Source organism: Flavobacterium denitrificans DSM 15936, from assembly GCF_000425445.1.
Taxonomy (GTDB): domain Bacteria; phylum Bacteroidota; class Bacteroidia; order Flavobacteriales; family Flavobacteriaceae; genus Flavobacterium; species Flavobacterium denitrificans.
Window position 1 is genome coordinate 1 of sequence record NZ_AUDL01000016.1, and the last position, 23,087, is coordinate 23,087.

Genomic DNA, 23,087 nt, shown 5'->3' on the forward strand with positions numbered 1-23,087 from the left:
CTAATAATCCGTAAGCTTATGTACAAACTTTTCCCTCCGAGCAATCGGAGGGAGAGAACTTTCTAAAATATATTTACTTTTCTTTATCTCAGTATGTTAAGATATTGTTTTAATTATCAATTGTCAATTATCAATTATTAATTAAAAAGTTGCCCAAGCAACGAACGACCTTAAGGTGGTTATTGCGGCGGGGCTCACCTCTTCCCATCCCGAACAGAGAAGTTAAGCCCGCCTGCGCAGATGGTACTGCATCATTGTGGGAGAGTATGTCGTCGCCTTTCTTTTGAAAACCCTGTCCGTATCGGACGGGGTTTTTTGTTTTTGGGGTATTTGATGTTTTAGGAATCTTGTCCCAATGAAAGGGCATAAATCTTGTCAGGATGCGCCAAAGATGGAAGCTGCATCCTTTTGCGGGAAACCAAAGTTTTTTTATCCAAAGCACATTTTACGCAAAAAATAAAGCGGACAGAACGGCTCCAAAAGAAATGCATAATGATTGTTTGTAACTAGATTTTTTTCAAATCTACATTATGAATAAATTCAATAACGCCATTCATGTACACTTGCTGATCGTCCCACATTGCGAGATGACTTCCGTTAGGGCAGTATAGATAGTGGCCATTTTTGACTAATTTGCTTTGCTCTTCCATTGCTTTTGGATCCATTGTGTCGTATTTAGCACCAATCATTAAAGTTGGAATTTCTATTTCGTGCAAACGATTTTTAACATCCCACTTTGCTAATCTGCCACTTATTCCAAATTCACTCGGGCCTTGCATTATAGTATAGATTTCATTATTAATATGTTTTCCTGATCTATTTAGTCCATCAGGCCATTCTTTCAATCGGCATAAATGCTCTTGGTAGAAATTTGGAATTAATAGTTCCATATATCTCGGATTATTGAAATCTTTTTTAGTTTCTAATGCGCGTATTTCAGCTAATATTTCTGGTTTCATTTGCTTAGCTAAAACCTCTTCAGCATATTTTTTATATTCTGGCGCACTGGCAACCATGTTTGAAACTAATAATGCTTTCATATTTTTTTGATATTTTAATGCATATTCAGTTGCGAGAATTCCACCCCATGAATTTCCTAAAATATAAAAATTACTATTATCTGCGTCAATTGCTTTTCGTACTTGTTCAACTTCTTCAACAAATCGTTCTGTGGTCCATAAGCTGCTGTCTTTTGGTTGGTCGCTATAATACGAACCAAGCTGATCATATTCGTAAAATTCAAATCCTTCACGTTGAAAAAAGGTCTCAAAACATTCCATATATTCGTGTGTCATTGCTGGGCCGCCATGTAATAAAAGTATTTTTATTTTGGGGTTGCTTCCAAAACGTTTTGTCCAGACTTTGAAATCTCCAACAGGTGTTTTTATAGAAATCATTCTTACTCCTGCACCTTCGATATTATTGTTTTTTTCGTAGGTAAAATAGTCTTTTAGATTTTGCGATTGATTTCCTTTTTTACATGAAAAAGCTAGAATTAAAACTGAAAGAAATAGAATGCGACGCATATTTTAAAGTTTTAAAGTTATATTTTAAATATTTACTAAAACTAAATTACGAATTAAAAATTAGTCTTTCTTTATTATTGGATGATGATGTGTGTGGTTTTAAATTGCTGAATTGTAGTTGGTTATTTTTTTTTTAGCTGAATGTGAAATAAATTTGAATTAAATTTATTTTTTGATATTTTAAAAGCAATATTTAATTCGATTTTGAATAACTATCTTTGCAAAAACGACAAAATTCAATTAAAGTCGCATAGTATAATTAGTGATATATAAAATGAGCAATAAATTTACTGTTGGAAGTCTATATGCAGGTATTGGAGGAATTTGTTTAGGATTTAAAAAATCAGGTTTTGATTTGCTTTGGGCAAACGAATATGATAAAAATGCCTGCATTACGTACAAAGAAAACTTTAAACATGATTTAATTGAGGGCGATGTATTGCAATTAGATGTTGATGGAATTCCTAAAATTGATGTGCTAACTGCCGGTTTTCCATGCCAGCCATTTTCTGTTGCGGGCTATAGAAAAGGTTTTAACGACAATAGAGGAAATCATTTTTTTAGAATATTAGATTTTGTTGATACTATGAGGCCAAAAGTGGTGTTTTTAGAAAACGTAAAAAATCTAGTAACACATGATCATGGAAATACAATGAAGGTAATCGAAAAATCATTGCGTGACAGAAATTATTCTTTTCAATCTAAAGTTTTAAATACTAAAGATTATGGGAATATTCCGCATAACAGAGAGCGTATTTTTATTGTTGCATTTGATAAAGATGTTGTTGGAAACGCGGAGGCAGTTTTTGAATTTCCGAAAGAAGATAAATTGACTAAAACTATCAAGGATCTTGTTATGAAGGAAAAAGTCGAAGACGAATTTTATTATAACGAAGACCGTTATATGTATAAAATGCTTCAGCAGGAAATGACTTCTGATAGAACCGTTTATCAATTCAGAAGACAATATGTTAGAGAAAATAAATCAAATGTTTGCCCGACATTGACTGCAAATATGGGAACTGGCGGGCATAATGTGCCTTTGGTAAAAACTGATTTTGGCTTTAGAAAATTGACTCCAAGAGAATGTTTGCGATTTCAAGGTTTTCCTGACGGATTTAAAATTCCAAAAATTGCCAATTCACACTTATATAAACAAGCTGGAAATTCGGTTAGTGTACCTGTTATTGAAGCTGTTTCAAAAAATATAATGAAGGTTTTGAAATCTGTTAAATAGATTTTATTATGATTAAGAACTGTGGCAGTATATTTTAATGAATTCTTCAATATTGTTCATACTTCCGCACTGAATATAGTAGTTTTCTGCGTCCATTTTTGTGTATTTATTTAAGAAGGAATTTTGAGGCAATATATTTTTATTTGAAATAGCTTTTTTAAAATCTTCGTTATTGCAATATCCAGCAATATCGTAAGTCCAAGTTGATGAGAAAATAAGTTCTTCAATTACTGTTTTCGATATTTCATTGCTGAACATTAATCTTTGATTTCGGAATATTTTTTTTGCATCAGGATTGATTCGGACCAAAATAAAATAATCATATCTATGTGTTAACCTATTGGTAAGATTTGGGATATATATTCCATCTTGAGTCCAATCTTTTGTTTCAAGAAGTAAAAGATTGGATTGCGAAGAAGCCGATTTTATATTGATTTTTTTATTTTGAATTTCTAAATCAGAATCATCCCAAATACCTTCGCTATAAACTCCAAAATCGGGCTCGTTGCATTCAATTGAATTTACCTTAAAATGATTGTAAAGGACAACTTCGGCTAATTTTCCTTGAAAAGTATTGCAAAATTTTTCACCATTTTTCCGACTGTATTGGCCTCCACTTCGCGTTAATCGATGATGGCCTTCTCCAAAACACATTGAATAGGCAAAATTTAGAACTTTTTCAATATCACTTTTGTTTATGGCATTACCATTAAAGGGCCTCGGATTGTTTACAAAATAATAATCCCCATCAGTTTTCTTTTCATGAGTCAGTTTCATAATTTTCTTATTTCCGCAATTATATTACTGTTTTCTTTATGTTGATAAAACAATTAATTTCATTCAGCTTCTTTTAATTGAGAAACATGTCGAAATAAAAGTACGAATTTATCTATAAAATATAAGATTTGAAGTAGGTTTATTAATTATTTGTTGAGTGGGAACTAATGCGATAATGTGTGTCGCTTTTAAGTGAGTTTCTAATTGGAAACTTTTTGGTTTATTGAGAAATGAAAAAGTCTTTGAAGTTGTCTTCAAGGCTTTTTTCTATAGGAAACACTATTGAAATGAAATTGGACGTTTGAACAAATTTTTGAACGAAAACAAGCAGTAAATTTGTATTACTTAAAAATGACGAAAATGCAACTTGTTAGAAATAAAACCATTTCAGAGCCGAAGCTTTTACAAAATGTTTATTTTGGAAATAATGTTGAAAATGAAACTTTTGTTTCTGATCATATTTTCAGTTATATTATCAAAGGCAGTCATGAAGTTTGGGTGGGGCATAAAAAATATTCTTTTATTGCCGGAGATTATCGTTTTTTTAGAAGGAATCAATTGACGAAATCTATTAAAAATACTGAAAGTGATGGATTTAAATCGGTTGCTGTTCATTTTGACCAACGAACTCTTATGGAGCTTGCTAATGAGTACGGTTTCAAGTCGGAGAGGCTTTATGACGAAGGTGTAAAGATGGTTGAGCCTAATTCTTTACTGGAAAAATCTGTGGAAGAACTAAGTGAATTTGCACTAAATAAAAGTTTAGATGCGAAAGTTTTGCGAAGTAAAATTAAGGAGTTGATTTTAATACTTGCTGATATTGATCCCGAAATTAACCAAATGTTATTCGAGTTTAGTGATCCCGGAAAACTAGATTTAGAAGCGTTTATGAATGGTAACTTTAGGCACAATGTCCCTCTGGAAAAATTTGCTTTTCTCACAGGACGCAGTTTGTCGGCATTTAAAAGAGATTTTGCAATGATGTTTGGGATTACACCGAGGAGATGGCTTACTCGTCAACGTCTTTCAGAAGCAAAATATTTATTAGAAAATAGCATGCGACGACCAAGTGAAATTTATTTAGACTTAGGTTTTGTTAACATTTCTCATTTTACATATGCATACAAAAAAGAATTTGGTACAACACCCTTAGAAAAAGCACTAATTAATAAAAATGAATAAAATGGATTTAAAATTAAAGGGAAAACGAGCCTTTGTATCAGGTTCTAGTTCTGGACTCGGGGAAGCAATTGCAAAAATGCTTGCTAACGAAGGCGCTGTCGTTATAATTCATGGACGAAATGAAGATCGTGCAAAAGCTGTATGCGAAGAGATTGTTAGTAATGGTGGAATTGCAGAAATAGCGATTGGAGATCTCAGTACAGATTTTGGTGCTGATAAGGTTGCTTCAGCAGCGCTTAGAAATGGTCAAATAGATATTTTAATAAATAATGCGGGAGCGACATCACATAAATCATGGGGTGAAGCAACTGCAGACGAGTGGGCAGAAATATATAATTTGAATGTTGTTTCGTATGTAAGAATGATACAAAGGTTAGTGCCCCAAATGAAGACATTAGGTTGGGGAAGGGTTGTTAATATCGGGGGTGGTCTTGCGATACAGCCTATCAAAGAGCAACCGCATTATAATGCAACGCTAGCTGCGAGGCATAACCTTTCAATCTCACTTGCAAGAGCTTTAAAAGAAACGGGAATAACTTCTAATGTAGTTTCTCCTGGAGCAATTATCAATCCAATGGTTGAGGAATGGCTTGTGAATTCTGCCCCTAAATTTAATTGGGGAAATGATCTGGAGGAAATAAAATATAAGGCTGTGCAGGAACTAATTCCAAATGATATCGGAAGGTTTGGTGAGCCTAAAGAAATTGCAGGAGCTGTCGCTTATCTTTGCAGTTCATATGCTGACTACATTAGTGGCGCTATTATTAGGGTAGATGGCGGAACAATTAAATGCTGATAAGCCGTGTTGTTGTATTTAAGATAATGGGATATAATTACTTTAAGGTTTTAATTTGGAAACCCGTGCCACGATTCTGACACGAAACTTCTGTGCGGTTTTGAAAATAATGAAAATGCACCTGAAAGACAAAACCCTGCTGATCTTAAGATCTGCAGGGTTTTCCGTGAATTTTAGCCTTTTTTGTAAACTTTGAAAAGTCTCTTTTTAAGCTCTCAGCGGAGGAAGAGGGATTCGAACCCCCGGACCTGTTACAGTCAACAGTTTTCAAGACTGCCGCATTCGACCGCTCTGCCATTCCTCCAGTATAACACAATCATTTTCTGATTGCGGGTGCAAAGATAAAATGTTTTTTCAATTCTAGAAATTTTTTTGATAATTTTATAAAGGAAATAATTTTTATCTCTGTCTATTAGTTAGTTTTGGATGTTAACTATTTGTGATACAGAGTTTTTAAATTTCATAATTAGCTCCTGAAAAAAAGCATTAATTTGGTAAGCCATTTATATTGTGACAAAATCATTTGAAGAAAAATATCGATCTTTAATTTTTTTTGTGCCTATTACAATTGTGTCCGCAGTGCGGACACAATTGTAATAGGTTTGTAAACTTGATAATTAACTTTGAAAAGTATTATCCCTGCATTAATATTAAAAACCATTGAACTACTGCGCACAGAATTATTTATAATTAGCATTTAGACATTTAAATCATCAAAATTGTTGTTATTATAAAATCTGGCTCAAAATTGGAGTTAACGATACGGCAAGTTAACGACCACATGGCTGTGGTCGCTGTTCCATTCTATCTTAATGTATAGAAGGGTTTGATGAATTAAATTTGAAATAAAGTTATAAGTCACGGTTCAGCAACAAAATTTAAAAATGGCTAATTAGTTGTAAATTCACCTTAGTTTTTTGTGGCAGAAAAAGTATCAAATGCAGAGGAAAAATTGTTTCTCTTTAACTAAAAAAGTAATTTAAACTACGCGGGAAATTCCTCGTCTGATATGATTGTCATATTCTGCTTTGCGTGCAGCTTGCGTTCTTGAATTAATTTTATTGCGTCTTTTTCTTTTGCAGCAGAAGATATCTCAAGTTTATCTTTATGTATCAGTTCAATCTCATGTCTGCTGTTTGTTGAGATTAAAAGTAAACTTTCAATCTCAAAATTTGTTTCAATATAATAATTTATAATAGCATATTCTTTAAGCATGTACAGCCTATCTGAGTTGATTTGGTCTGTGATGAATACGAATAATACCCCCACGCCGTCTATTTCAATAAACATGCTGGGTAAATTACAACCGGTGTATTCATTATGTTTTTGCTGAAATTCGAAATAACTTAAAACAATTCTTCTTCTTTTTAAACGACTAAAAGAAAGCAGTGATTTGGCCAGAGTAAGCCTCAATTCTGATAGATTTTGAAGCTCGTTTTTAGACAACGCATTTCTAATAATCTCATCTATAAAATAACTTACTTTGTCAGCTTTTTCTTTGTTTATTTTACGTTCTGTTGCTGCAAATTCCTCCCATGCTCCATCAATTATCAAGAAGATTTGCTTTTCATCTTTATTTAGACTATTAGGAAAATTATGGCCTTCTCTAAAATAGATTGCTAACAAATCTTTTTCGGTTCCCGCGATTAAAATACTGGATTTATTTTGGTCGAATTCTATTCCGAAGTTGCTATCTGTTTGATTTTTTAAAAAATCAAAGTCCGCACCAGATAAAATAGTAGTGTTTTTATTCTTAAAAATTTGTTCTCTTTTTTGTAGATACTCGGTAAAATCAGCTATGGTATCCAGTTCGTTAATCACCGTTTCAAATGAAGATTTGTCAAAGAAAGTTACATAATCATTATTTTTGGTAAGCCCATTAAAAGGATAGAATTTAGTGCCTTCACCCAAATTTACGATTATTCTAAAAATTTTTTTTATCTGCTCTCGAGGAAATAGCTCGACATTCCTGTCAGGATGTTTTATATAAACATCATTCCCGCTGAATAAAATTCGGCAAGCGCCGTGAATTTGATTTAAGGCTTTATTTATAGTTCTATTAAAATATCTGGAATAGTTGCCCTTAAATTCATAGTTTTTAACTGAAACAACTATTAGCGTATCATCAAATATTATTAAGAGGTCGCTTATCTCTTTCTTGTCTCCATTTTCAAGTTTTGGTCCCGGATAACACCAGAATTTCAAAAATGAGTTATATGCTAATTCATTTACAAATTCTTCTCCTAATAATCCCTTATCACTCATATATCGACACTATTTATATAATTCTGCATAAAGGCAAAGATAAAAGTTACAAGTAATATTTTTTAGGGGGTTCAGAATAATTCTGGATCAAATCCTATTTCTTAATTCTCCGATATTTTTTAGGCAGTTTAAATAGAAGTTTAAAAAGGAAAAGGCTGCCAATTGGCAGCCTTTAATATATTTTGAAAACTATGCATGAACTTTCGTTGTACTCTTAGCTAAAGATTTTTTTGCCGGTTTTGACTGACCTGCAGCAGTGTCTTCTTTTAAAACTTTTTTTTCCATTTTCATTTCAGGTTTTAAAGTGTCATTATGCATTTTTGTGGCCTCAGCCTGATATTGCTCCGTTGGTGCGTTATGACCGTCGGGATTTAAAAATTTATATGCGTATACGATTCCCAGATTAAAATAAGAGAATGCCGCTAAGAGTACAATAAGATGATGAACGTCCAGGCTGCGTTTTACAGCTCATGTTTTATTATTGCAAATGTACGAAAAAGTTTCCATATTTGCAAGTTGCTTAATTATTTTGAAATACCGAAACTATATATTGTGTTCGTTAAATGTCTGTTATTTAGATTTTTTGTTTGTAGGAAATACTGTCAGAAGTAAATGTAAATTCTAATATAATTTTTATGGAAACACCAGCCGAAGCCTACAGAAACCTGCAGTTTGCAAGTTTGGGGACCATGAGGAGCTGTACGAGTATCATCATGCTGGATACAACCACTTATAAAGCTTATGGAACTGGTGTGTTTATTCAGATTCAGGAGCACTATTTCCTTGTATCAGCCGCCCATGTTATGGATAAGCACGGAGAGTTTTTCATTTTCCTGTCTCGAGAGAAGGAGATAATAAAACCAGGCGGCGATACATACATCAATCGAACAGAGAATCGGGAAAAGGATGAACTTGATATTGCAGTACTGAGATTGGATGACGACTGTCTGCCACATATTAAGAGGTCATATAGTTTTCTACAGGCCGAGGACCTGGCCATCAATCATATCTTCCAGCCTTGGGAATATTACACTTTTTTAGGGTATCCCGCCAGCAGAGCAAAAATCAAATATAAAACCGATATTTTCGATATCACTACATTGTTTCATTTCACAGCTCCTATAGAAGCCGAGTACTATGCAGAGTTTGGACGAAATCCTTATGTAAATGTTGTAGTGTCGTACAATAAAAAACAGGTGTATGATGGCAGGAAGGGCATTTTCAGCACAGGGCCGGATCTTTATGGCATCAGCGGGTGCGGCTTATGGTTCACCGATCCCTCAGATTTGAAAGCTGGAATTATAAAACCTAAATTAACGGCTATAATGACCGACTGGTCCACTAAAAACAAAAATATAGTTATTGGAACGCGCATTGATGTTGTTACAGGTATGATAAAGAAGTTTCTTGATGTCAATTTTCCAGAGTCCAAAATTGTCAGAGTTAGATAAATTACTTATGACAAATAAAATTAGAACATTTGTGAATTTGAGATATGTTCATTTTAGTTTAAATTAGTTACCATGTACTTCAGCACTTCTTCAGTGGATGTGTTTGGGTATTCATCCTAACATTCAAGTTTTTTAAAGACGTCTTTCATGTCACTTTCGAGTATCTTATAAAGCCAATTTCTAATAATACTGTTCTCATCTACCTGTGAACTTCTAATTCCATCGAAGGTCGGTATCGGATAGCGGATGTAATCATTAATTCGAAGGATCGTTTCCATTGAAAATAATCGCTGGTACTCAATGTGCTCTTCAATATAAGCTTCTTTTTTATCATCCCAGTCTTTGAAATAAACATTAAAGGAATCTGTTTGGGAGGAACGATAGCCAAAACTGCCCCATTGCAGGATATCAGAATCTTTCAAATATACAAAGTACTCATGAGGCATTGTATTGTAGAAATTAAAGGAATTTTTAAATGTTGGGAAATTATATTCTACAAATTCTTTGTAAGAGGTTTCTAAATGCTTAAAAAAGGTTATCGTATATTCTTTTGCTTTTATTTCGCTGTATTGAACAGTACGGAAGTTATTACTGTGGACTTTTAAATGCTGTTCGTAAAGTTGCTTGGTTTTATCTAAAGTAACATCTGCAACAGGCATGTAGTGTTCCGTAATCTGTTCGTAACCTTTTTCAAGCAGTATATTCACAATTTTAGAAAGTGCTTGAAAAGGAGGCGCATCACCAATAGCATTGTATTCAGGTATTGGGAGGTTGTTCTTTAAAGTGTTTTCAATGATCTTTTCCAGTTCTTCTGCTGCAATATTCTTAAATCTGTAATGCTCGATAATTTTAAATCTTTCAACTCTGTTCTTTAAATCTAGCAGGTTGATTGGATAAAGACCTTCATATCGTGGAAGGCTGTAATCCTTTAGGTTATAATTGTAGTTCAATTTCTTATGATTGAAATATAGGATTACGGCAAGTTGTTCCAAAAGCAGAATATCGGAGCTGAAAGATGAAATTTTTCCTTTTTTGATTATTTCTCTTAGCTGCTTTACAATGTCCTGCCTAATTACTTTAGTCTGGTCTTTCACAAAAAGGGAGACGTTGCTGGTGTAATACGATTTTGCGCCTGTCTTAAAAAAGGGATTATTTTCGTAAGGTCCATCAAAGGGATCACGGAGATCAAGATGTATAATTTTATTGTTTATTTTTTTTCCTATTGGATAAAGAGCGTATCCGTCTCCCTTTATAAGGTCTTTCGGAAGAATGATGCCGATCTCACCTCTTGTATGGGGTGTGAATTTTTCTTTAAAAGCAGCAAAGTTTTCTTCAATATAAGCATCATAAGCTACTGTATAGTTAAGCGCTTTATCTTGCTTGAATTGAATCAGAGTGTTTTTATGTGAAGAACATGAGTTCTCGATATAAAAATCTAAAGCACTCTTGCTGATATGATTTTGATAAAAATCACAAAGGATATTATAAAACTCATTATCACTTTTCTTATCAAGTTTATGGCTCTGGAAACTGATGATGTAATCCCTGATTTTTGAATAGTAGAAAGATACAGTGTAGGAATCTTCACTGTTTGATCTGATCAGAACATTTCGGGTGAAAAGATCTTCCGGCAGATTAGCATCCAGCGCATATTCCAATTTTTCAAGGATGTAATTCACGTCAATACCTTCTTTTTTATGAATTTCAATATCATTATATTCATAATTCATAATTAAATTCCCAATCGCGGCAAGAGTCCTTAAACCCGTAGTAAATCCCATTTTAGTTTTCTCGAGGGTCTTTTTTAAATATTTTAGAATCAAATCCTTGTCATTGATTTTTTCAGGCATTTGTTTGCCGCTATAGACCTCACTGAATATTTTTAAAAAGAAACCATTTCTCAGTTCAGGCAGAAGATCAGGTGAAATTGTGCCTTTCAAACCAAACTCTTTCTGGTATAAAGGAAGAATATTAAATAATTCCTGATCATTAAAATCAGTCAGTTCATAGCCCGGATTATCCAGACTACCACTATTCTGATGAAAATGATTCAGCTCATCATAAAGATGGGTGGGAGTATTTTGAATTTTTATGATGCTGTTCCATATATTTGTTTTACAACTGACTATGATTTTTATTTTATCCGCATTCTTGGCCAGCAGAGCCATATCACTTAATTCCTGTGCAATTTTTGGGTTAGTGCATTCGTCAATGGCATCAATAAAAATTAGTACAGTCTTGTCTGCAAATCTTCCAATTTCATTAAGTTTTTTTAATACAACATCTGTTTCTGTCCTGCTGGAAAAGGCAATATTGAGGTCTTGTGAAATAGCTTCCAGCGGTGAACTAATAATTGCTGCATTGTAAAAGAACACGAAGGAGTTTTCTAATTTTTGCAAAGCTAAAGAGCATAGTGCGTTTGTTTTACCAACTCCAGCCGCTCCGACCATGCCAAAAACAGGATCTTCAGAAGCTAAAAAGCTTTCAAAATTGTCCGTAAGATCTTTTCGCTGCACAAATAGTTTTTTTACGAACTTAGCGTAAGGACTTTCAGTATCGCCAACTATTTGCCCCATGCGGTCATTGACCTGAGACTCACAGAAGAATCTTAAGTTTTCAGGAGACATGGCAATGAAGTTCCTCAATGCCTCGTATCTGATTTTTAATTCATCTTCCGTCGATAAAACGTGTCCATTTTTCCAGAAGGCAGATTTTTCAGCTATATTGCCCGAAAGTTCTGCTTTTGTTACAGTATCATAAATTTTTGTTGAAATCCCATTTGATATTATGGTAAATGGAGCTATTTCATCCAGAAGTCTTGCATAGGAGATTCCCTGATCTCTGTCTTCTGCAGTTATTTGTTTCGACTCATTTTTTACTTCGATGACAAATAGGTTCTTACCATGCCTTGTACAGAGCATATCAGATCTGCCAATTGCATGTTTTTTTCTCCCAAGGCGTATGGAAAAAGAATTTTCAAAAGATATTTCTGAAGCATCTATCCCTAGATCCTTTAAGTAAGGCAGTAATATTTTACCGGTAATATCAAATTCACTCATCGATAGGATAATATGTTTTGTTGGAAGCTAGCTAAATGAGATGTAAATTTAAAGAATTTTGATTTAGTTCAAAGTCTTTTGCTATTGACGATTATCTAAAATAAGTATACTTTTTTTGTCTTGAGATTTTTCAAATTTGTAAAATTAATTAGAACTATCATTTCTTTTTCTCGTTATATTTATAGTTTTAAGCTTTTTAAAATAATAAGATTCACAAAATTCAAATTGAAGAAGCGCTGCATCTCGTATTCAAAGCCGATTTCTTTCTGAGTGTAACACTTTCCCTGTAAAAATAAATTAAAATATGGAAGATTTTTTTAGTGAAATGCAGCTTCCTTTTGCCAATGCAAATGAAGAGCTTGAGACTATCTCTAATAATGCCTTTAAACCACTATTTGATATAAAAAAATTTGAGATCAGGTCAGAGATTGAAAAGGACAAGGGAATTGATTTTCATATTGAGCTAAAATTGCAAAAATCTGACGGAAGATCAGTCCATACTAATTTCAGATTTGCAGTGCAGTTGAAAGCTACGGATAATATCGTAAAAAATGTGGACGGCAGTTTTAGTAAGCAGATAGATTTGTCTAATGTTAACTATCTTTTAAATACTGGCATGCCTGCTTATTACGTGTTTTATCACATGCCGTCCAAAACCTTTTACTATGAAAATGTTAACAATTTTCTGATTAATATCGAAAGCAGGGAAAGGACCGATAACAAGCAACAGAGCTATTCACTTCGATTTGAAAAGCTTCTCGATAACGAAGCTATAGATAAAATTTATGAAGAAGTATTAAAAAAAGGAAAGTTTCAAAGGCTTATCAATGAAAAAATGACCTTACGCCCAAGCGCGCCACACGTAGAGGATAAAATTTCATTTGATGTGAATTTAAATATTACAGACGATGCCGATATTAGAAATGCAATTGAATCAGTTGGTCTCATTTTAATAAATAAAGCGAAATGGAAGAGTATAATAGCATATCATAAAAAAGCTTCAGGAAATGTGGCATCATCTGCTCTATACAACTTGATTCTTGGGATGGCGCACTACTATGATGGAAATATGTTTGACGCACTCAAATATTTTAAGGATGCTGATAGAGTGAAGGGCGAGTTATCAATCGATATGAATAATCACCTGCAATACTTTTATGCTGCTGTAAGATATTTCTTTGGAATAATTCTAGAGGACGAATTCAATAAAATAATGGATAGGCTGGAAGCAGAAATGAATATTGGACTTTATGTTAAGCTTGAAAACGCGAAAAACGAATATCTAAAGAACAGCGGTAAAGATGCCTTAATAATTTTTAAGCATGCAGTTAACGAGATTATAGAAAGTTCTCAATCGGATGAGCATATTGTAATTAATGCCAGACGCGAAATTCTTTTTTATGAAGGTGTTCACAACAATATGGAATTTGTAAGACAATGCAGTGTGGTTTTCGCTCTGGAGGATGTCACTTTAAATAAATCGATACGAATTGGACTTGTAAACGAGAATGTTCAGGTGCATACAAACTGGCTAAAGAAGATGACAGATTTGCACAATGAGGCGATAACTAAAGAGGATTATTTTTCATTCTATAATTCTATTTTGGTTGAGGTGAAAATCAGATACCATTTTTTGAGCAATTTCAAAATTCTTTTTGATACCCAGGAAAGGTCGATCAGCGAGTTTACTGCAGAAATGAAAGAACAAATCGAAATTTTGCTGGAAAAGATCAATAATGCTGTGCTGTATTTTACAGAAGTAGGCCACGTTGAAAATCAGGCTGCCTCTATTTCGCTTCAATATGAGATCCTCCATTTTTCTGATGATTTTATTCAGGCAGAAAAATCATTGAATGAATTAGAAAGAATTATCGATATCTATGAAAGTAAAGAACTCAAAAATAAATTAGAGCTTTTAAAGAACAGGGGAACACAGCACGAAAATTTTAGGGATTTCATTTCGGAAAGCACAGAACGAGGGAAGAGAAACACTGAAATGATAAAAGAATATATGGAAGAAATGAAAAAGATGGACGAAGATGAAGTTCAGGAGTTAGATATGGGGCACAAGGAGGTATTTAGGATTCACTTATTTCCTATCGGCTATTTCAAGTTTCCAAAGATAAAAGTTGAAGATGTTTTAAAAGTGCTGAATGTGGAAGAAGATGGTAAAGAAAGTTTAAGGCAATTATTTGGAATGATAACACCTGTTGTGAATATTTACAATGAGACAGTGCAAGGTGAAGGCTTTGCAAATGGAAAAGCGGATGATAAGGGAATTACAAGCTGGCAGAATATTTATAGAATTAGAAAATATTTTTATGAAAGTAAGTTTTATCGCACCAGAGTATAATTTTTTTAAAGAGGTACATAAACTATAATTTTTTAGATGACTTTTATTAAATAGATAACTATACAAGACCTGCATAGTTTGCTAATAGAAACTTCATTTTAAAAATAAATAATATGCCAAAGACTATAACTGCAAAAGAGGCTCCAAATTTTGAAGCCTCTTATAAATGGATATCACCTAAACTTGGATTTCAGTTTTTCCATATCTTCCATTATATTTACATCCAAAACCTTTGCATAGTGCTGTGTCTGCTTGGTATTGGTATGTCCCATCATTGCAGAAACATTCTCGAGTCGTACTCCGTTTCCTAAGGTCACAGTGGTGGCAAAGGTATGTCTGGCAACATACCATGTAAGATGTTTGTTTATACCGCAGACATCAGCAATTTCCTTAAGGTAGGCATTCATTTTCTGATTTGAAATTTTGGGAATGAGTCCCTTTTGCTGATTTTTGTATTTAGAAATAATTTTCTCAACACTTGGCAGTATAGGAACATTGGCCCTAATGGCGGTTTTGGCTCTGCTGGTCATGATCCATAAATTTCCATTTGAATCTTCGGATAAGTTTCTTTCAGTCAGCACTAGGGCATCGACAGGTGCATAGCCTGTATAGCAGCTGAAAAGAAATATATCCTTAACCTTTTCCAAGCGGAGCGTCGGAAATATTTTATTTTCAATTGTATTCAGTTCCTGCTGGGTGAGGAAAACAGCATCTTTGACACTCAACCTGCCGTCATAGATGTTAAATGGATTTTTTATGATCAAATCCATCTTAATGGCGTAATTGCAGGCAGTTTTATACATCTTCATATATTTTACCACCGAATTGTTTTTGATGCCTGTCTGCTCTTTAAAACTGCTCTCATATTTAAGAAACTGTTCAAGTTTAAAGACAAACGAGCTTGATAGCTCAGATGCCTGCATGTCTTCCTTTTTATAATTGCTATTGATGAAACTCAAAAGCAGGTCTTTTGCTCTTTTGTACTTCTGCAGTGAAGCCGGCGCGCGTTCTCCTGAGTTAACTCTTTTGGTAAAAAATAAGTTGTAAGTGTCCATAATTTCAATTATGGTTGGGCCTTCAGGCTGGCCGATTTTGACTTTTCCTGTAAGTTCAGCTTTTAATAATTGAAGGTTAACCTCAGGATCTATTCTGAAGAGTTCAGTAAATTTTTTGGCCGCATTAAGCTGGAAAAGATCAAGCAGATTTTTGATTATGATTTCCTTTTCAATTTTAAGCTGGTTTCTAAGGTTATTAGTGCTGGCCCATCTTTCTTTTAAAATGGCTTGTCCAGTTGACATTGAAATTTGTTTGTCATTGTAGCTCAAACGGGCATAGATTGGAGATTCACCGTTCTTATTTACTCTGTCGGATTTCTGGTAAAAAATTACTTTTAACATGTTATCTAGTTTTAAAATTAATAATCAAATTGAATTAAAAATTTTAAGAGAGCCCATTGACAGCAGGGAATTCCCGGGGAATTCTTTTGTTTTAGTTACCCATTTTTGAGAAAAAAGATTCAAAAAAAGACTGGGTAACTAATAGGGTAACCATTCTTTGATAAAACATGTGCTTTTTGAAAAGTGTGTAAAAACGAAAAAGCCTTTAAACACTAGTGTTTAAAGGCTTTTGACTTTTAAAGTTTCTTCTGAAACTTCATCTGGCGGAGAAAGAGGGATTCGAACCCCCGGACCTGTTACAGTCAACAGTTTTCAAGACTGCCGCATTCGACCGCTCTGCCATTTCTCCAGTATGTTGCTCTCATTGTCTGATTGCGGGTGCAAATATAAGACGGTTTTTCGGTTATCAAAACTTTTTTCGGGATTATTTTTAAAGTTTTTTAAAATAATTTCCAAGTGTCTAATTATCAATATTTCCGAAAATGAGGTTTTTCAAAAAGTTATTCTAAATTATCTAAAATAGGAACTGATTTTTTGTTTTCATCAACCGCAACAAACGAAAATGTTCCTGAAACTACCGTTTCTCGAAGTTCTGAATACATTTGCTCCATGAAAATATCAACGTGAATTTTACAACTGGTATTTCCAACATTTACAACTTTTGCCACTAATTCGATTAAAGTTCCAGCGGGAATAGCTTTTTTAAAGTCGATTTGACCAGTTGAAATCGTTACTACTTTTTTCCGGCTGAAACGCGTCGCACAAATAAAAGCAACTTCATCCATAAGATGAAGCGCGGTTCCTCCAAATAAAGTGTCATAATGATTCGTTGTGCTCGGGAAAACGGCTTTAAAAATTCGTGTTTCTGACTTTATAATTCGTTCTTCAATTGTTCCCATAAATTAGTAGTTTACGTACTCTGTAATTTCAAGGCCGTAACCAATCATCCCAACACGTTTTGTTTGCTGTGTATTTGAAACTAATCTAATTTTTGAGATATCAATGTCATGAAGAATTTGAGCTCCAATTCCGTAATCTTTGCTGTCAATAATCACTTTTGGGGCTTTTAATGTGCCTTTTGATTGTAAAGCTTTCAGCTCAGAAATTCTATTTAAAAGGTTAACAGCAGTCATGTCTTGATTAATGAAGATAATAGCACCTTTGCCATTTTCATTGATGACTTTAAACATATCGTCTAATTGCTGTTCAGCGTTGTTTGTTAAAGTACCAAGTAAATCATTATTCACTTGTGAAGAGTGGATTCTAGTCAAGATTGGCTCGCCTAAATTCCAAGTTCCTTTAGTCAGCGCAATATGAATTTGCTTGTTTGTAGTCTGCTCGTAAGCTCTCAATCTGAATGTTCCAAAACGAGTTTCAATATCAAAATCCTCTTTTTTAACAATCAGGCTGTCATGTTGCATTCTATATGCAACTAAATCTTCAATCGAAACTAATTTTAAATCGAATTTTTTCGCTACTTCAATAAGTTCAGGCAGGCGAGACATCGTTCCGTCTTCATTTAAAATTTCGCAAATAACACCTGCAGGCTTGAATCCTGCCAATCTAGCAAAATCGATCGCGGCTTCTGTATGCCCAGTTCTTCTTAAGACTCCGCCTTGTTTTGCAATCAATGGGAAAATATGGCCAGGACGAGCCAGGTCATGTGGTTTTGTATTTGGATCAACTAAAGATTGAACTGTTTTTGATCTGTCTGCAGCAGAAATTCCAGTTGTAACGCCATGTCCTTTTAAATCCACAGAAACTGTAAAGGCAGTTTCCATATGATCGGTGTTGTTAGTAACCATGGCACGCAAATCAAGTTCTTTGCAACGATTTTCTGTAAGTGGAGTACAAATCAATCCACGTCCGTGCGTAGCCATGAAATTGATCATTTCCGGTGTAACTTTTTCGGCTGCTGCCAAAAAATCACCTTCATTTTCACGATCTTCATCATCGACTACAATGATTACTTTACCTTGACGAATATCTTCTATAGCTTCTTCAATGGTATTTAGTTGTATTTTTGCTGACATAATATTATTTGTTTTGAGCAGGGAAAAATCGCTCAGAAATTTTTTGAAATGCTAGTGATATTGGCGTTGTGATGGCATCAAAATTTATTAATCCATTGTCGTTTGTTGCACGATAAGTTAATAAAATTGCCAATGGTGATAATATGAAAGATGACATCCATGATCCCATAAACGGAGTCATACCGCCTTCTTGCGAAAGTCTTTTTCCAAAAGTATTGATGAAATGAAAAGTAATAAAGATCAATACTGCAAAAACAATAGGCAGTCCTAATCCGCCTTTACGGATGATTGCGCCTAGTGGTGCTCCAATAAAAAACATTAAAAAACAAGCAAAAGCAATCACAAATTTCTCATATAATGCGCTTAAATGTTTGTTGATGTCTCGTTGTTTGTCTTTTAAATCTTTTTGGGTTGTTTCGATTGAATAGATATTGCTGGTTACATTGCTGCTGGCCATTTTTAGAATATCTAATTTTTGTTTATTCGTATACAAAGACAAAAGATCTGTAGGCATTTGTTTTTTCTTTATGTCTGTTTTCACCGGAATTGGAATTTTTTTAATTCCTACACGCTGATTGATATTTTCTGAAAAAGAAATTATTTCGTTGTCTAAATTTTTGTTTAGCGAGTCAAGTGTATAGCGCAATTCACTAACATTCAACATTCCGTTCGTACTGTTTACGCTTTCCTTGTCTGTATCAACTTTGTTCAGCTCAGACAAATCAATGTTGATTATCTGTTTTTTAAAAGCTGCCTTTACAAAAGGCAATTTGGCCCGATCTTCGTATTTTTTTGGAGTAACATCCTGATAATAATAGCCATCATTTAGAACCAGTTTCAAAATACTTGATTTTTCATTACTGATCAACTTGCCGTTTTTGGCTTTGATAACTGTTTTGTTTTCGCCAATATTATTGCTTTTTTCGTGAATCGTTACGCCGGTCAAGATATTTCCGTTTTCGCCTGATTTTTTATTTACCTTAATATTGTAAGTTCCGACGTCGTTGAATTGACCTTCAGCAATTGCCATTGCAGGCTTTGCTTGAGCAATGTTTTTTCTGAAATTAACGAATTTATATTCTGCATATGGGATTACATTGTTGGCAAACCAAAAAGCAACAATGCTTAAAACAAAGATGAATACAATCAAAATGCGCATTGCTCTTTGAAGCGATATTCCAGATGATTTCATAGCTGCAAATTCATAATTCTCAGCCAAATTTCCGAAAGTCATAATCGAAGCCAATAAAACCGAAAGAGGTAAAACCAGCGGAATAATCCTTGGCATTGAGAATAATAAGAATTTTACAATCAAAATCAAGTCCAAGTCTTTACCTGCAAGTTCTGAGATAAAAAGCCAGACTGTTTGAAGTATGAATATAAAAAAAAGGATTACAAATACCGTAGCAAATGTAATCAGGAATGTTTTTAGTAAGTATTTGTCTAAAATTTTCAACCTTGTAATTAATCTAATTTGTTGATGTAGTATTTTGGATATTTGCTCGCTACAAAGGTAAATTGATTTTTTGATAAAGGCTGATTGGTTTTAAAAGAATTAACGGTTAAAGTTGTTTTTGTTCCGTTTTTTCCTGTTTCAATCAAATTATAGATGTGTTTTGTTTGAACGTCAACACCTAAAAGAATTTCTTTTCTTTGGTCTTTTCCGCTTGTTGGAACTAATTTGATATATTGAATTTTTCTTCCTTTTACGTTTTGGACAATATCCATGTTGTATTTGTATCCAGAATTAAAGAAAGTGAGCATTTTTGAAGGCGTAATTGCATTGTCATCTTTTTCATTTACTTTAGAAATAGTAACTTCTTCATCTTCAGGAACAATCGTGTATGTTTTTTGTCCGTCGAAAATTTTAGTAACACCCATAAAATTCAATACGTATTGATTTCCTTTCATGGTTACATTTCCTTTGCTATCTTGATTAATGTTTTCTTTGGTATTATTCAAAGAATATTTAAAATCGATAACAATATTGTCGTAGCTTTTTATTTTAGCTGTCACTTCGTTCAATAAATCTTTGGCTTTTTTATCCTGAGCCTGAATAGAAGTGAAGCTCAAAAGCAATAATGCTGCAATTTGAAAACACTTTTTAGTCATGTTAGTGATAGAATTGTTTCTGATTTCCTGAATTTTCGTTTTCATGATGGGGTTAATTTTGTTCATTATTAAAAAATTGATCAAGAGCACTTAAATCTAGAATGTTCACACTTCGTGCTTTACTGCCTTCAAAAGGGCCCACAATTCCGGCTGCTTCTAATTGATCAATCAATCGTCCAGCTCTGTTGTAGCCTAATTTTAATTTTCTTTGCAGCAATGAAGCAGAACCTTGCTGTGCGTTGACAATAATCTCTGCAGCTTCTCTAAACAAGGAGTCTCTTTCGGAAATATCTATATCAAGATTGATGCCACTTTCTTCTCCAATGAACTCCGGAAGCAAATATGCTGTGGCATACGCTTTTTGTCCGCCAATAAAATCTGTAATTTTTTCAACTTCAGGAGTGTCAATAAAGGCGCATTGTACACGCACAACATCGTTTCCATTTGTGTATAATAAATCTCCTCGTCCAATCAATTGATCAGCACCTTGAGTGTCCAAAATTGTTCTAGAGTCAATTTTAGATGTTACTCTAAAGGCAATTCTGGCAGGGAAATTCGCTTTAATTAAACCTGTAATAACATTTACAGATGGTCTTTGTGTCGCAATAATTAAGTGAATACCAATAGCACGAGCAAGCTGAGCCAAACGAGCAATCGGGATTTCGACTTCTTTTCCGGCTGTCATAATCAAATCGGCAAACTCATCGACAACCAAAACAATGTAAGGCAAAAATCGGTGGCCGGCTTCTGGATTTAATTTTCTTGCCTTGAATTTATCGTTGTATTCTTTGATGTTACGAACCATCGCATCTTTTAATAAAGAATAACGATTGTCCATTTCGGTACAAAGTGAGTTTAAAGTATTGACAACTTTTGCGTTATCAGTAATAATAGCGTCTTCCGTGTCAGGAAGTTTGGCTAAATAATGTCTTTCTATTTTATTGAAAAGCGTAAGCTCTACTTTTTTAGGATCGACCAAAACGAATTTTACTTCTGCTGGATGTTTTTTGTATAAAAGCGAAGTCAATACAGCATTTAATCCAACCGATTTTCCTTGTCCAGTTGCTCCAGCCATCAATAAGTGAGGCATTTTAGCTAAATCGACAACAAAAGTTTCGTTTGAAATGGTTTTTCCTAAAGCAATTGGCAATTCCATTTCTGCTTCTTGGAACTTAGCTGCTCCAATAACGCTTTTCATCGAAACCATAGTTGGATTTTTGTTCGGAACCTCAATACCGATAGTTCCTTTTCCTGGAATTGGCGCAATGATACGAATTCCTAATGCTGATAATGACAAAGCAATATCATCTTCTAAACTCTTGATTTTAGAAATTCTAATTCCGGCTTCTGGAACAATTTCGTATAAAGTTACCGATGGTCCAACTGTTGCTTTAATTTGAGCAATTTCAATTTTGTAGTTACGCAATGTATCTACAATTTTATTTTTATTTTCTTCTAATTCTTCTTGATTAATAGTAATCCCGCCAGTCGAATATTCTTTTAATAAATCAATTGTTGGGAATTTGTAATTTGAAAGATCTAAAGTTGGGTCAAATAAACCAAAATCAGCAACTAAGCGAGAAGCTAGATTTTCTTCAATAATATCTTCTTCCTCCGCTTTTTCGATTACAAATGCTTCGTCATGCGTTTGAATGACTTGTGGAGTAGGCGGTGTAATAGGTTTTAAAACCGGACTCAGATCAATTTCGGATGAATGTGAAATAGTAGGTTTTAAGGCTTCTTTGTTGATTTCGAATTGACTGTCAACGGTTTTTAGATGAATATTGTCCAATTCAGGATCTTCTTCCTCAATGGCAAATTCTTCTAAGTTATAAGCGCTTTCAGGCTGTTGCGGTTGTTGTGGCTGAATTGGTTTTATCGATTCTAATTCGGAGTTGAATTCCTTTTTGGTTGAATCAAAATAAGATTGAATCTTTTCAGGTGATACTTTTATTTTGAAAATCAGATAAACAATCAATCCGAAAAGCAAGGTCAATAAAGTTCCTGTTTTTCCAATGTAATCCTGAAGGAAAAGATTAAGTTCAAAACCAATTGTCCCTCCTAATTCTGGTGCCGATGTAGCGAAAAAACCAAACAGGACTGAAACTACAATTATAGCAAATAAATCCCAAAACCAAGTGTTTTTTAGTTTTTTGGTAGAAAGTTCTAATGCCAAAAACAATCCGGTAAGGAAAAATAAACGGACAAAAATAAAAGAAGCGATTCCGAAACCTCTGTAAACAATTAAGTCAGCGAGATATGCCCCGAATTTGCCAAGCCAGTTTTGTACCACCTCGCCTCGATCTCCAATACTGCTAACAGCACTTTGGTCAGTTTGCCATTGTCCGTTAACATAAAACGAAATAAATGCGACCAACAATGCGATGGAAAAGAGTATCAAAAGGCATCCCAAAACAAACTTTTGTTGTTTGGTTAATTTCCAAGACCTAATGCTCTCTACTTTTGATTCAGTTTTTTTGTCTGCGGTTTCTTTTTTTGCTTTTGCCATTCTTGCGTTCCTTGCCTATGTAAATTTTGGGATGTAAATAATTAAGCCAATCGCTATTGCGGTCATTGCGGCAAAAAATACCGCTCCGGCAGCAATATCTTTAATAAATCCTATTCGTTTGCTGTAATCAGGATGGATAAAATCAGCAATTTTTTCAACAGCTGTGTTGAGTCCTTCAACAGCTAAAACTAAACCAATGGCTAAGGTTTGACATAGCCATTCGGTTTGTGAAATATGAAAATAGAACCCGGCAATGGTCATGATAATTCCCAATGAGAATTGAACCATTACGCTGTGTTCTGTTTTGATTAGTTTTACAGCTCCTTTAAAAGCGTAAGTAACGCTTTTTAACCGACCTGTAACAAAAGTATTGTCTTTTTGAAACTCCAT

At 34.0% G+C, this 23,087-nt stretch carries 16 protein-coding genes, 2 tRNA genes and 1 rRNA gene; 6 read left to right on the forward strand and 13 right to left on the reverse strand.

All coding sequences use genetic code 11. The features are described 5' to 3' along the window. Nucleotides 1-171 precede the first annotated feature (171 nt). Nucleotides 172-281: ribosomal RNA gene (rrf, locus tag H600_RS0110645) — 5S ribosomal RNA — on the forward strand. Nucleotides 282-506: 225 nt separating this feature from the next. Here the strand turns inward: rrf and H600_RS0110655 are convergent. Then, nucleotides 507-1,526 carry a proline iminopeptidase-family hydrolase gene (locus H600_RS0110655; protein ID WP_026728778.1) on the reverse strand — a complete coding sequence of 340 codons (1,020 nt, stop codon included), beginning with the start codon at nucleotides 1,524-1,526 and terminating at the stop codon, nucleotides 507-509. 274 nt (nucleotides 1,527-1,800) lie between these two features. Between H600_RS0110655 and dcm the strand changes: the two genes are divergently transcribed. Continuing rightward, on the forward strand, nucleotides 1,801-2,763 hold the full coding sequence (gene dcm / locus H600_RS0110660) for a DNA (cytosine-5-)-methyltransferase (protein WP_026728779.1): 963 nt from the start codon (nucleotides 1,801-1,803) through the stop codon (nucleotides 2,761-2,763). A gap of 12 nt (nucleotides 2,764-2,775) precedes the next feature. Here dcm and H600_RS0110665 read toward each other — a convergent pair whose 3' ends face one another. After that, entirely contained in the window at nucleotides 2,776-3,540 is a 765-nt protein-coding gene (locus H600_RS0110665) for a hypothetical protein (RefSeq protein WP_026728780.1), read from the reverse strand. Nucleotides 3,541-3,900: 360 nt separating this feature from the next. On the opposite strand from H600_RS0110665, the gene H600_RS0110670 reads away from it, so the two are divergent. After that, nucleotides 3,901-4,722 carry a helix-turn-helix domain-containing protein gene (locus H600_RS0110670; RefSeq protein WP_035108574.1) on the forward strand — a complete coding sequence of 274 codons (822 nt, stop codon included), beginning with the start codon at nucleotides 3,901-3,903 and terminating at the stop codon, nucleotides 4,720-4,722. Between the two features lies 1 nt (nucleotide 4,723). Next, nucleotides 4,724-5,518: an SDR family NAD(P)-dependent oxidoreductase gene (locus H600_RS0110675; protein WP_026728782.1), complete on the forward strand. Its 795-nt coding sequence runs from the start codon at nucleotides 4,724-4,726 to the stop codon at nucleotides 5,516-5,518. Between the two features lie 219 nt (nucleotides 5,519-5,737). Here H600_RS0110675 and H600_RS0110680 read toward each other — a convergent pair. After that, nucleotides 5,738-5,822: transfer RNA gene (locus H600_RS0110680), tRNA-Ser, on the reverse strand. 680 nt (nucleotides 5,823-6,502) lie between these two features. Next, nucleotides 6,503-7,783 carry a hypothetical protein gene (locus tag H600_RS0110685; RefSeq protein WP_026728783.1) on the reverse strand — a complete coding sequence of 427 codons (1,281 nt, stop codon included), beginning with the start codon at nucleotides 7,781-7,783 and terminating at the stop codon, nucleotides 6,503-6,505. Between the two features lie 635 nt (nucleotides 7,784-8,418). Between H600_RS0110685 and H600_RS0110695 the strand changes: the two genes are divergently transcribed. Further along, nucleotides 8,419-9,234: a hypothetical protein gene (locus H600_RS0110695; RefSeq protein ID WP_157509901.1), complete on the forward strand. Its 816-nt coding sequence runs from the start codon at nucleotides 8,419-8,421 to the stop codon at nucleotides 9,232-9,234. A gap of 116 nt (nucleotides 9,235-9,350) precedes the next feature. Here H600_RS0110695 and H600_RS0110700 read toward each other — a convergent pair whose 3' ends face one another. Continuing rightward, nucleotides 9,351-12,293 carry a type I restriction enzyme HsdR N-terminal domain-containing protein gene (locus H600_RS0110700; RefSeq protein WP_026728785.1) on the reverse strand — a complete coding sequence of 981 codons (2,943 nt, stop codon included), beginning with the start codon at nucleotides 12,291-12,293 and terminating at the stop codon, nucleotides 9,351-9,353. A gap of 304 nt (nucleotides 12,294-12,597) precedes the next feature. On the opposite strand from H600_RS0110700, the gene H600_RS22010 reads away from it, so the two are divergent. Continuing rightward, a complete protein-coding gene (locus tag H600_RS22010; protein ID WP_035108569.1) occupies nucleotides 12,598-14,646 on the forward strand; it encodes a DUF4365 domain-containing protein in 2,049 nt (682 codons plus the stop codon). A 173-nt stretch (nucleotides 14,647-14,819) separates the two neighbouring features. Here H600_RS22010 and H600_RS0110710 read toward each other — a convergent pair whose 3' ends face one another. The 8 genes from H600_RS0110710 to H600_RS0110745 all read right to left on the reverse strand — a co-directional run bounded on the left by H600_RS0110710 (nucleotide 14,820) and on the right by H600_RS0110745 (nucleotide 23,087). Beyond that, nucleotides 14,820-16,043: a site-specific integrase gene (locus tag H600_RS0110710; RefSeq protein ID WP_026728786.1), complete on the reverse strand. Its 1,224-nt coding sequence runs from the start codon at nucleotides 16,041-16,043 to the stop codon at nucleotides 14,820-14,822. A 261-nt stretch (nucleotides 16,044-16,304) separates the two neighbouring features. Continuing rightward, nucleotides 16,305-16,392: transfer RNA gene (locus tag H600_RS0110715), tRNA-Ser, on the reverse strand. Nucleotides 16,393-16,543: 151 nt separating this feature from the next. Further along, the gene (locus H600_RS0110720) at nucleotides 16,544-16,942 is read right to left on the reverse strand and encodes an acyl-CoA thioesterase (protein ID WP_026728787.1); all 399 of its coding nucleotides are present in this window, start codon (nucleotides 16,940-16,942) and stop codon (nucleotides 16,544-16,546) included. 3 nt (nucleotides 16,943-16,945) lie between these two features. Next, entirely contained in the window at nucleotides 16,946-18,076 is a 1,131-nt protein-coding gene (ribB, locus tag H600_RS0110725; protein ID WP_157509902.1) for a 3,4-dihydroxy-2-butanone-4-phosphate synthase, read from the reverse strand. Nucleotides 18,077-18,080: 4 nt separating this feature from the next. After that, on the reverse strand, nucleotides 18,081-19,532 hold the full coding sequence (locus tag H600_RS0110730; RefSeq protein WP_026728789.1) for an LptF/LptG family permease: 1,452 nt from the start codon (nucleotides 19,530-19,532) through the stop codon (nucleotides 18,081-18,083). Between the two features lie 8 nt (nucleotides 19,533-19,540). After that, nucleotides 19,541-20,188 carry an outer membrane lipoprotein periplasmic chaperone LolA1 gene (lolA1, locus tag H600_RS0110735; protein WP_026728790.1) on the reverse strand — a complete coding sequence of 216 codons (648 nt, stop codon included), beginning with the start codon at nucleotides 20,186-20,188 and terminating at the stop codon, nucleotides 19,541-19,543. A gap of 52 nt (nucleotides 20,189-20,240) precedes the next feature. Continuing rightward, entirely contained in the window at nucleotides 20,241-22,697 is a 2,457-nt protein-coding gene (locus tag H600_RS0110740) for a DNA translocase FtsK (RefSeq protein ID WP_026728791.1), read from the reverse strand. Between the two features lie 15 nt (nucleotides 22,698-22,712). Continuing rightward, on the reverse strand, nucleotides 22,713-23,087 hold the full coding sequence (locus H600_RS0110745; protein WP_026728792.1) for a diacylglycerol kinase: 375 nt from the start codon (nucleotides 23,085-23,087) through the stop codon (nucleotides 22,713-22,715).

Excerpts from the sequence above, each read along its gene's own strand:
- H600_RS0110655 (WP_026728778.1), bottom strand. The coding sequence starts at position 1,526 with ATGCGTCGCATTCTATTTCTTTCAGTTTTAATTCTAGCTTTTTCATGT.
- dcm (WP_026728779.1), top strand. The coding sequence starts at position 1,801 with ATGAGCAATAAATTTACTGTTGGAAGTCTATATGCAGGTATTGGAGGA.
- H600_RS0110665 (WP_026728780.1), bottom strand. The coding sequence starts at position 3,540 with ATGAAACTGACTCATGAAAAGAAAACTGATGGGGATTATTATTTTGTA.
- H600_RS0110670 (WP_035108574.1), top strand. The coding sequence starts at position 3,901 with ATGCAACTTGTTAGAAATAAAACCATTTCAGAGCCGAAGCTTTTACAA.
- H600_RS0110675 (WP_026728782.1), top strand. The coding sequence starts at position 4,724 with ATGGATTTAAAATTAAAGGGAAAACGAGCCTTTGTATCAGGTTCTAGT.
- H600_RS0110685 (WP_026728783.1), bottom strand. The coding sequence starts at position 7,783 with ATGAGTGATAAGGGATTATTAGGAGAAGAATTTGTAAATGAATTAGCA.
- H600_RS0110695 (WP_157509901.1), top strand. The coding sequence starts at position 8,419 with ATGGAAACACCAGCCGAAGCCTACAGAAACCTGCAGTTTGCAAGTTTG.
- H600_RS0110700 (WP_026728785.1), bottom strand. The coding sequence starts at position 12,293 with ATGAGTGAATTTGATATTACCGGTAAAATATTACTGCCTTACTTAAAG.
- H600_RS22010 (WP_035108569.1), top strand. The coding sequence starts at position 12,598 with ATGGAAGATTTTTTTAGTGAAATGCAGCTTCCTTTTGCCAATGCAAAT.
- H600_RS0110710 (WP_026728786.1), bottom strand. The coding sequence starts at position 16,043 with ATGTTAAAAGTAATTTTTTACCAGAAATCCGACAGAGTAAATAAGAAC.
- H600_RS0110720 (WP_026728787.1), bottom strand. The coding sequence starts at position 16,942 with ATGGGAACAATTGAAGAACGAATTATAAAGTCAGAAACACGAATTTTT.
- ribB (WP_157509902.1), bottom strand. The coding sequence starts at position 18,076 with ATGTCAGCAAAAATACAACTAAATACCATTGAAGAAGCTATAGAAGAT.
- lolA1 (WP_026728790.1), bottom strand. The coding sequence starts at position 20,188 with ATGACTAAAAAGTGTTTTCAAATTGCAGCATTATTGCTTTTGAGCTTC.
- H600_RS0110740 (WP_026728791.1), bottom strand. The coding sequence starts at position 22,697 with ATGGCAAAAGCAAAAAAAGAAACCGCAGACAAAAAAACTGAATCAAAA.
- H600_RS0110745 (WP_026728792.1), bottom strand. The coding sequence starts at position 23,087 with ATGGAGTTTCAAAAAGACAATACTTTTGTTACAGGTCGGTTAAAAAGC.